The sequence below is a fragment of the Arthrobacter sp. 2YAF22_2 genome, from assembly GCF_052114645.1.
Lineage (GTDB): Bacteria > Actinomycetota > Actinomycetes > Actinomycetales > Micrococcaceae > Arthrobacter.
The window spans coordinates 1-9,543 of record NZ_JBFRFD010000076.1; the positions used below are offsets into that span (position 1 = coordinate 1).

A 9,543-nucleotide genomic window follows, 5' to 3' on the forward strand; every position below is an offset into this window, starting at 1 on the left:
GGGCAATCATGATGAGCCCGCTGGCCAGCGTGACCCGCCGTGCGGCTCCGGGCCGGGAGTGCAGGAGCTTGCGGGCCAGCAACGCCACGCAGGTGTAAACGACCGCCACCATCAGCACGAACGTCAGGCCCAGGAGGGCCGACTGCAGCGGCACCGACAACGATGCCTCGGGGCTGACGAACTGCGGAACCAGGGCGACGAAGAAGAGCAGGCCCTTCGGGTTGATGCCGCTGGTACCCACGCCTTGCAGGAAGACGCGGAACTGGTTGGCCTGCAGCTGCGATCCGCCGGCGCCTTGCGCGCCAAAACTGGCCCCCCGCCAGGACCGCGCGGTGCTGATGCCAAGCCAGAGCAGGTAAGCGGCGCCCGCGACCGTGAGCCAGCCGAGGAGCCCCGGCAGCCGGGTGATTACCGCGGCCAGCCCCGCGGCCAGCAGCGCGGTGTGGACGACGTAACCGCCGCACAGGCCGGCCACGGCGGGTGCGAAGCTGCGTTCCCTGAGCCCGGCCGAGATGGAATAGGCCCAGTCCACGCCCGGGGTGCAGGCGAGGGCGACGGCCACGCCGATAAAGGCAAGGAAAAGCTGGGGGTTCACGGCGGGATCTCCTGGGTAGTGCGGCTACAGGTATAAGCCTAGGAATTTTCGGCGGATAAGTGCTTACCGATTTCGCTAGGATTCGCGCGTTCGCGGTAAGATCCTTGCGTGATCGACCACATTGACAGAAGTATTTTGCGCTACCTTCGCGAAGACGGGAGGATCACCGCCACCGCCCTCGCGGCGAAGGTCGGGCTCACCGTGGCGCCCTGCCACCGCAGGCTCCGCGAACTGGAGGCCTCCGGCGTCATCCGCGGCTACCGCGCTGACATCGACCCGGCCGCCGTCGGCCTCGGCTTCGAGGCGATCGTCTTCGTCACGCTGCGGCAGGTGGACCGCGGCACCATGGAGATCTTCGAGAACCGGGTCGCCGCGAACCCGAACATCGTCGAGGCCCAGCGGTTGTTCGGCAAACCCGACTATCTGCTCAAGGTCATCGCCGAGGACCTTCCGGCCTACCAACGCTTTTACGATGCCGAGCTGACTTCGCTGCCCGGGGTCGAGCGGCTGACCTCGACGCTGGTGATGAAGAGCCTCAAGGCCAACGCCGGACCCCCGGTCTGACCCGTCGGCCCGAGCCGGGCGCTCAGCCGCCGAGCAGCCCCGTGGTCCGGTAGGGGATGACCTCGCGCAGGAACATGCTGGTGGACGTCCGCACGATTCCCGGGCAGAGCCGGATTTCCTCGGAAACACGGTAGAGGTCATCCGGACTGGTGGCCACCACCCGGATCAGCAGGTCGGTGTCGCCCGCAGGCGCGTGGCACTCCAGGACCTCCGGGATCTTCCGGAGCGCGGCGATCGCTTCATTCAGGTGGCTCTGGTCCAGTTCAGCGCTGACGGCCGCCGCCACGCCACGGCCCAGCGCGGACGGCAGCACCCGGCTGCTGTTGGGCCGGAGCGCGCCCGACGCTGTCATCCGCTCCAGCCGGGACTGGACGGTGCCGCGGGCCAGGCCGAGCTTCTGGGCCAGCACCATGATCGGCATCCTCGAGTCCGCGTCCAGGGCTAGGAGGATCCGCCGATCCGTCGCGTCGAGCTGCAATCTGACCACTTCCTGCTCGTCATGTCGGCGTTTGTTGGTCAGTCTGACCAGCCGAGGGAACGTCCGTTGCACCAACTGTAGGACTACTGCTCAAATAGTGGCAACACAGGATGCGGGCCACCGCCGGCATCCGAAGGCTACAGATCCCCCGGTACACCTCCCGGACCCTGGATGAGGCCCCCGCAAGGAGCCCGCCGCTGATTGACTCTTGTTCACGCATCGTCTTTCCGCACACCCATTACGGCAAGAGCCCCTGAGCCACCGACGTCGGATCTTCCGAAGTCATCGGTGGCTGAGGGGCTCTTGTGTTGCCCGGCATAGGCTGGTGCCATGACAACCGCCGCACGCTTCGCCCCCAGCCCCTCCGGGGAGCTTCACGTGGGCAATCTCCGCACGGCCATCCTCGCCTGGCTTTTCGCGCGGTCCACGGGCCGGCGCTTCCTGCTGCGGGTCGAGGATTTGGACCGGGCCCGCGCGGGGGCCGAGGCGGAGCAGCTCCGCGATCTGGCGGCGATCGGTGTGAGCTGGGACGGCGGCGTCGTCCGCCAAACGGACCGTAAGCCCCTGTATGAGGCAGCCATCCAGCGGTTGACCGATGCCGGACGGAGCTATGAATGCTTCTGCACCCGCCGCGAAATCCAGGAGGCGCCGTCGGCACCGCACGCTCCCCAGGGCGCGTATCCGGGCACCTGCCGGAACTTGGGCGACACCGAGCGTGCCGCCAGGCGCGCCATCCGGCCGGCGGCGCTCCGGCTCCGCGCCGACGTTGCGGAGGCGACGGTGCACGACGTCCTGCACGGCAGCTTCACCGGGGCGGTGGACGACTTTGTGCTGCGCCGCAACGACGGCGTCACCGCGTACAACCTGGCCGTGGTGGTGGACGACGCCGCGCAGGGCATCGACCAAGTGGTCCGCGGCGACGACCTGCTGCCGTCCACCCCGCGGCAGGCCTACCTGGCCTCGCTCCTAGATATTCCCGTTCCGGAATATGCGCATGTGCCGCTGGTCCTGAACGCCGACGGCGCCCGGCTGGCCAAGCGGGACGGCGCCGTCACGCTTGCCGACCTCGCCGCCGCCGGAGTCACTGTGGACCGGGTACGCGACGCGCTGTTGGCCTCGCTGGGCCTGCCGCCCGGTCCCCTCGAGCAGGCGCTCGCCGTCTTCGATCCGGCGGCCCTGCCGCGGGAGGCGTGGGTGTGGCCCGGGATGGGCGCGCGTGACGCGTAGGCTGGAACCATGTCAGAACCAGAGTTCATGGAAGCGCGCGGCCCGGAGCCCCGCTTCACCGTCGAGACGGCGAAGGTCCTCGCCGAGGTGGCCCACAACCGGCAGAAGGATAAGCTCAAGCGGCCTTACCGCGAGCACGTGATCGCCGTCGGCGATGCGCTGGCTGACTTCGATGACGACATCCAGATCGCGGGTTACCTGCATGACATCGCGGAGGACACCCCGATGACGCGGCAGGCGCTGCTGGACATGGGCATTTCCGAGCGGGCCGTGGACATCATCGAGCGGGTCACTAAGCGGTTCCACGAAAACCCGGACGACTACGCCGCCGGCATCCGCTACATCGCCGAGGACCACGACGCGACCCTGGTCAAAATCGCTGACAATGCGCACAATTCACTGCCCGAGCGGGTCCAAGCGCTGGCCGAGAAGTGGCCGGACAAACCGCCGGTCACCCGCTACGACGACGCCCGGCCGGTGCTGTACGCGGCCGTCCCGGTGGAGGAAACCCGCAAGATCCTGGCCCGGATCAACCCGTGGCTGCTGGAAGAGCTCGACAACATGCTCGACGAGGCCGACGACACCGACTACGAAAACCTCCGCTACGACGACGCGGCCGAGGACTAGCTAGACGCGGCCCAGGAGGTCGATGTCCTCGAGGAATTGCTGGTGGACTTCTTCGCTGACGGTGGTCCGGGTGTCCGCAATGGCATCGAGGTAGTCCTGCGTCGCGGGGCCCTTCCGGACGGCATCCCGGAGGGAAGCGCCGTCGGACGCGCCGCCGTCCCTGTCCATTCCGTAAACGGCGTTCTCCATTGCCCGCTGGGAGGCGCTCCGGGCCGCATATTCGATGTCCGCGGGGGAGAAGCCCTCGGTGCGGTCCACCAGCAGTTCCACGTCCACGTCGTCCACCACGGTGGCGGGGATGAAGCGCTGCCACATGGCCTCACGGGCCAGGCGGTCCGGCAGGCCGATCGGGATGACGTAGTCGAAGCGGCCGTGGCGCAGGAATGCGGAGTCCAGCGCGCGGATGAAGTTGGTGGCGCAGACCAGCAGCCGGCCGGGCTGTTCGCGGAACGCCGGGATGATCTTGAGCAGTTCGTTGGTGACGCCCTGCAGCGGCGACGGCGGGTCGCCGGCGCGCTGCGAGGCGATCTCCTCCACCTCGTCGATGAAGACGACGGCGTGCTCCAGCTCGGCGATCTCGAGGAAAGTCTCGCGTAGGGCCCCCGCAAGGCCCAGCGGGTCGGAGGCAAGCCGGGAGGGAAAGACCTCCACGAACGGCCACTCCAGCCGGGACGCAATCGCCTTGGCGAAGGTCGTCTTCCCGGTGCCGGGCGGGCCGAACAGGACGACGGCGCGCGGCGGGACGACACCGTACTCGTCGGCGAGGTCGGCTTCGGCCAGCGGCAGCACGAGGCGGCGCTCGAGCAGTTCCTTCTCGTTGTGCATGCCGGCGACATTTTCCCAGAGATCGCGGGCCAGGATCCGGCCGCCCAGCTGGCCGAGCGGTTCGAGTTCCTGGCGCTGGACCGGGATCTGGCGTTCGAAGTAGCGCAGGTTTTTCTTCAGCACGAAGCCGCGGCCCAGGAAGGCCTCGACGCGGGTTTCGGACTCCGGCATGAGCGCGGAGAGCTTGTTCAGTCCGTGGGGGGCCATCCGGCTTTCGACGGCGGCCAGCAGCGAGGTGCCGATGCCCCGGCCGCGGAACTCGGGGAGGGTGGCCAGGAAGACGATCCAGCCCTGGTCGTGCGCGGCGCGGCCGACGGCGGCGCCCACCACCTGGTCGCCCAGCACCGCAACCACGGCGTGATCCTTTTCGCAGGAGGCGAGGACCTCGGAGAGGGCGTAGACCGGCTCGACATTGGTGGCCTTGAGGGATTCCCAGAGGTGCAGAATGCCGTCCAGGTCGGCCGAGTGGAAATCCCTGATCCGCCAGTTGGTCATGTGGTGTCTCCCGGGTGGTTCGTCGTTGAGCCAGGTGGAACTGTCCCTCCGAGCTTAGGCGATCGTGGCGGGTTAGGTCGGGTCGCCGCCGGATCCGAGGCCGGGACGGTTGGCCACCAGCGGGGCCGGTCCGGTGAACCCGTCACGCACCGCGGCGATCTCCMGGATGCGGTGCTTGCAGAGCCGCCAGCCGATCATCAGTAGCGGAATGATGACCACCAGGGACGCGATGGTCCAGGTGCCCACCGGCGAATCGAACGCCATGAGGACCAGCACTGCCAGCAGGAACGCCAGCGTGATCCATCCGGTGACGGGTGCGCCGGGCATCCGGAAGGCCGGCCGGAGAAGCTCCCCGCGGGCTGCGAGCCGGGCCAGCTGCATCTGGCAGAGGACGATCATGGCCCAGCTGCTGATGATGCCCAGCGAGGCGACGTTGAGCACGATCTCGAAGGCTTCGGCTGGCACCAGGGCGTTGAGGACGACGCCGAGGACGGCGACGCCGGCGGTCAGGGCGATGCCGCCATAGGGCACACCGGACTTGTTCATCCGGGCCGCGAATTTTGGCGCCGAGCCGGAGACGGACATGGACCGCATGATCCGCCCGGTGGAGTAGAGGCCGGCGTTGAGGGAGGACAGCGCCGCGGTCAGGACCACGAGGTTCATGATGGCATCGACGCCGTCGACCCCGATGGAGCCGAAGAAGGTCACGAACGGGCTCTCGCCGGCCTTGTAGGAGCTGTAGGGCAGCAGCAGCGACAGCAGGACCAGGGAACCGACGTAGAAGACCGCGATCCGCACGATCACAGTGTTGATGGCCCGCGGCATGATCTTTTCCGGGTTTTCCGTCTCGCCGGCGGCGGTGCCGATCAGCTCGATGGAGGCATAGGCGAACACGACGCCCTGCATCACCACGACGGCGGGCAGGATGCCGTTCGGGAAGAAGCCGCCGTTGTCCGCGATCAGGCTGAAACCGACCTCTTGGCCCGGAACGGGGGTGCCGAAGATGACGAAGTAGATGCCGACGGCCAGGAAGGACAAGAGAGCGACCACCTTGATCAGCGCGAACCAGAACTCCATTTCACCGAACACCTTGACGCTGATCAGGTTCAGGACCAGGACCAGGATCAGGGCCGCCAGGGCCCACACCCACTGCGGCACGTCGGCGATGGGCGCCCAGTATTTCTTGAAGAAGTTCATGTAAAGCGCGACGGCGGTGATGTCCACGATCGCTGTCATCGCCCAGTTCAGCCAGTACAGCCAGCCGGTGACGAAGGCGGCCTTCTCGCCGAAGAATTCCCGGGCGTACGACACGAAGGACCCCGACGACGGCCGGTGCATCACGAGCTCGCCGAGGGCCCGCAGGATCATGAACGCGAAGAACCCACAGATGGCGTAGCTGATGATCAGCGCTGGACCAGCGGTGGCCAGCCGGCCGCCGGCGCCCATGAACAGTCCGGTCCCGATCGCACCGCCAATCGCGATCATCTGCACCTGCCGCGGCTTCAACCCCTTGTGGTAGCCCTGGTCTTCGGCGCGTAGCGCCGCCTCGGAGGCGTGGGCGTGGAGGGGGACGGTGTGGTCCGTGACTTTGTGGTCCGTAATGGACGGGTGCTGCTGTGTCTGGTCGGGCTGTTTTTGGGCGCGGGCTGTTCCGGGAGCTGTCATGGTGGGTCCTTTGGGGTTCGGAGTGCGCTATTTGCTCAAGTTGGCCAGGCGCTGCGGGCTGAGGAGGTCCGTGAGCTGCTCGGCGGTGAGCAGCCCGTGTTCGAGGACGAGTTCCCCGACCCCCTTGCCGGTGGCGAGGGCTTCCTGGGCGATGGCGGTGGCGGTGGCGTAACCCAGGTGCGGGTTCAGCGCGGTGACCAGGCCGATGGACTGCTCCACGGTTAGGCGGAGCCGTTCGGTATTTGCGGTGATGCCCCGGACACAGCGGGCCGTGAAGGTGCGGCAGGCGGCTTCCAGGTGGGAGATGCTCTTGTGGAGGCTGTGGACGATGATCGGTTCAAAGGCGTTGAGCTGCAGCTGGCCTGCCTCGGCGGCCATGGTGATCGTGACGTCGTTGCCGATGACCTCGTAGGCCACCTGGCTGACCACCTCGGGGATGACCGGGTTGATCTTGCCGGGCATGATCGAGGAGCCGGACTGCACCGCGGGAAGGTTGATCTCGCCGAGCCCGGCGCGCGGGCCGGAGGAGAGCAGCCGCAGGTCGTTGCAGATTTTGGAGAGTTTCACGGCGACCCGCTTGAGCACGCCGGAGAGGTGCACGAAAGCGCCGACGTCCTGGGTGGCTTCGATCAGGTCCACCGCGGTGACCAAGGGCAGGCCGGTGATCTCGGCCAGGTGGCGGCAGGCGGCCTCCGCGTAGCCTGCCGGGGCGTTCAGGCCGGTGCCGATCGCGGTGGCGCCGAGGTTGATTTCGTGGATCAGCAGGTCCGCTTCGGCCAGCCGCAGCCGGTCTTCGCCGATGGTCACGGCGTATGTGCCGAACTCCTGGCCGAGGGTCATGGGGACGGCGTCCTGCAGCTGGGTGCGTCCCATCTTGACCACCGTCCGGAACTCCATGGCCTTGGCGGCGAAGGCGTCCTCCAGTTCGGTGAGGGCGTCGAGCAGTTCCCGGGCGGCGAAGATCGTGCCGAGCTTGACCGCCGTGGGGTACACGTCGTTCGTGGACTGGCTGAGGTTGACATGGTCATTGGGGTGCAGCTGGGCGTAGTCGCCCTTCGGGTAGCCCAGAATTTCCAAGGCCCGGTTGGCGATGACCTCGTTGGCGTTCATGTTCGACGACGTTCCGGCGCCGCCCTGAATGACATCCACCACGAATTGCTCGCTGAGCTTGCCGCTCATGACGTCAGTGCAGGCTTCCTCGATGGCTTCTGCGCGGCGGGCGTCGAGCAGTCCAAGTTCATGGTTGGTGCGGACGGCGGCCAGCTTGACGGCGGCGAGCCCGCGGACCAGGTACATGTTGGAGGAGAGCGGTTGCCCGGTGATCGGGAAATTTTCCACTGCCCGGAGGGTGTGGACGCCCCAATAGGCGTCGGCGGGCACGTCCCGGTCGCCCAAGAGGTCATGTTCCGAGCGGAAGTCGGTGGTTTCGGAGGAGGTCATCGCGTTCCTTAGCGGTCGTCGGGGAAGTGTGAGGAGTCGGGGAAACCGAGAAAGTCGGTGACCTGCAGCAGGCCGACGGGCCGGCCGCCGCCGAGGACCGGCGTTGCGGCGAGGCGCGCCAGGGGGGCGGGGTCGACGTCGAGCGCTGCGAGGAGCCGAACGGTGACCGGCATCCGGGCACGGTCGCCGCCGTCGGAGATTTTGACGGCGACGGCGCGGCCGTCCGGCAGGCCGACGAGCTGGACGCCCTCGAAGCCGTCCTTGGCGAGCAGGCCCGGCACCAGGCGCATCAGGGCGGTGACGTCGCGGTCCTCGCCCGCCACCATCGCCGGGTGCCGGCGCATGGCACCGGCCACCGCGGCCTCTGCACTGCCGCCGGACGCGCTTGCCGCGGCCAGCTTGCCGAAGGCGCGGGCCATGCCGCCCAGGGTCAGGGCGAACAGCGGGGTGCCGCAGCCATCGGTGGAGGTGCGGTGCGGCGTCTCGCCGGTCAGTTCCACCACGGTCCCGGCCACGAGTTGCTGGAGCGGATGCGCGGGATCCAGGTATCCCCAAACCGACCAGCCGTTGATGACGCAGGTGGCAGCCATCGCCGCGTGCTTACCGGAACAGTTCTGCGCCAGCTGGGTGGCCTGCCCGCCGGCGCGAAGCCACGCCTCGCGCTCGCGGACGCCGTAGGGAAGGTCGGTACTGTTTTCGAGGTCTGCAGGGCCCAGGCCGTGCAGTTCGAGGATGCGCAGGGCGCCGTTGCGGTGGGCGGCGGCGCCGGAGTGGCTGGCCGCGGCGAGGGCGAGCAGCTCCTCGGGCAGGTCAAGGCCGGCGCGGACCATGGCGACGGCCTGCAGTGGCTTCAGGGCGGACCGCGGGTAAAACGGGGTTTGGGGGTCTCCCGCGGACAGCAGCGTGCTGCCGTCCGCGGCGGTGGCGATCACCGATCCATAGTGGACACTCTCGGTCACGCCGTCGCGGGTCTGGGCTGCCACCGGGACGTGCCGCGGCAGCCCGGCCGGGTCCATGGGAGCCGGGGCGAGGGTGAGGGAAGGCGAGGTCATGGTGTCCTTTGCAGGGATAGGTGCGGGTGGATGGTGTGCCCGTCGGTTTGCTGTGTCAGGTTGCGGTGTGGGGGTGCAGGATCGACGCGAGGGCTTCGCCGACGGCGTGCAGGTGCTGGCTCATGGCGACGCGCGCCGTCGCGGCGTCGCCCGCCTCGATTGCTGCCAGGATCCGCCGGTGTTCCTCATCGGAGGCGTGTTGGCGGTCCGCAACCATGTTGAGTGTTTCGGACTGGGACGCCAGCGCGTCACGGATGTCCGCCACGACGTTCTCGAAGACCTTGTTGCGGCTGGCTTTCGCGATCAGGGCGTGAAAGTTTGAGTCCAGTCCCACCCACACCTCGGGATCGTCCTCACCGGCCATCGCTGCCACTATGTCCCTCAGAGTTTCCAGGTCTTCGGTCGAGCGCCGCTCCGCCGCCAGTCCGGCGGCGGGAACCTCGATGTGCGGCCGCGCCTCGGTGAGATCCAGTGCCGAGTACTGGCCAAGGACCAGATCCTTCGCCACATGATCGGCGACGACGAACGTGCCGCGGCCGGTCCGCGTCACGGTAAGCCCCAATGCGGTGCAGGAC

General features: G+C 68.0%; 10 protein-coding genes. 3 read left to right on the plus strand and 7 right to left on the minus strand.

Translation table 11 applies throughout. The features are described 5' to 3' along the window. Positions 1 to 595, minus strand: a 595-nt coding sequence (locus AB4Y86_RS05045; protein WP_441400656.1) for a LysE family translocator, incomplete at its 3' end; no start/stop codon positions are given. 108 nt (positions 596 to 703) lie between these two features. Here AB4Y86_RS05045 and AB4Y86_RS05050 point away from each other — a divergent pair. Next, positions 704 to 1,159, plus strand: coding sequence for an Lrp/AsnC family transcriptional regulator (locus tag AB4Y86_RS05050; protein ID WP_441400658.1), 456 nt, complete (start codon positions 704 to 706; stop codon positions 1,157 to 1,159). Positions 1,160 to 1,181: 22 nt separating this feature from the next. On the opposite strand, the gene AB4Y86_RS05055 is transcribed toward AB4Y86_RS05050, so the two are convergent. Further along, positions 1,182 to 1,646 carry an Lrp/AsnC family transcriptional regulator gene (locus AB4Y86_RS05055; protein WP_441400660.1) on the minus strand — a complete coding sequence of 155 codons (465 nt, stop codon included), beginning with the start codon at positions 1,644 to 1,646 and terminating at the stop codon, positions 1,182 to 1,184. Between the two features lie 321 nt (positions 1,647 to 1,967). On the opposite strand from AB4Y86_RS05055, the gene gluQRS reads away from it, so the two are divergent. After that, positions 1,968 to 2,864: a tRNA glutamyl-Q(34) synthetase GluQRS gene (gluQRS, locus tag AB4Y86_RS05060; protein ID WP_441400661.1), complete on the plus strand. Its 897-nt coding sequence runs from the start codon at positions 1,968 to 1,970 to the stop codon at positions 2,862 to 2,864. Between the two features lie 9 nt (positions 2,865 to 2,873). Then, a complete protein-coding gene (locus tag AB4Y86_RS05065; protein WP_441400663.1) occupies positions 2,874 to 3,491 on the plus strand; it encodes an HD domain-containing protein in 618 nt (205 codons plus the stop codon). On the opposite strand, the gene AB4Y86_RS05070 is transcribed toward AB4Y86_RS05065, so the two are convergent. The 5 genes from AB4Y86_RS05070 to AB4Y86_RS05090 all read right to left on the minus strand — a co-directional run. Further along, complete coding sequence (locus AB4Y86_RS05070) at positions 3,492 to 4,811, minus strand: ATP-binding protein (RefSeq protein WP_441400665.1); 1,320 nt, start codon at positions 4,809 to 4,811, stop codon at positions 3,492 to 3,494. It lies immediately after the preceding gene. A 72-nt stretch (positions 4,812 to 4,883) separates the two neighbouring features. Next, positions 4,884 to 6,476, minus strand: a complete 1,593-nt coding sequence (locus AB4Y86_RS05075; RefSeq protein WP_441400667.1) for an amino acid permease — start codon at positions 6,474 to 6,476, stop codon at positions 4,884 to 4,886. Between the two features lie 27 nt (positions 6,477 to 6,503). Beyond that, positions 6,504 to 7,916, minus strand: a complete 1,413-nt coding sequence (locus tag AB4Y86_RS05080) for an aspartate ammonia-lyase (protein WP_441400669.1) — start codon at positions 7,914 to 7,916, stop codon at positions 6,504 to 6,506. An 8-nt stretch (positions 7,917 to 7,924) separates the two neighbouring features. Further along, positions 7,925 to 8,968 carry an asparaginase gene (locus AB4Y86_RS05085; protein ID WP_441400671.1) on the minus strand — a complete coding sequence of 348 codons (1,044 nt, stop codon included), beginning with the start codon at positions 8,966 to 8,968 and terminating at the stop codon, positions 7,925 to 7,927. Positions 8,969 to 9,023: 55 nt separating this feature from the next. Continuing rightward, positions 9,024 to 9,543: FadR/GntR family transcriptional regulator (locus AB4Y86_RS05090; RefSeq protein WP_441400673.1), on the minus strand; the 520-nt coding region annotated here is incomplete at its 5' end.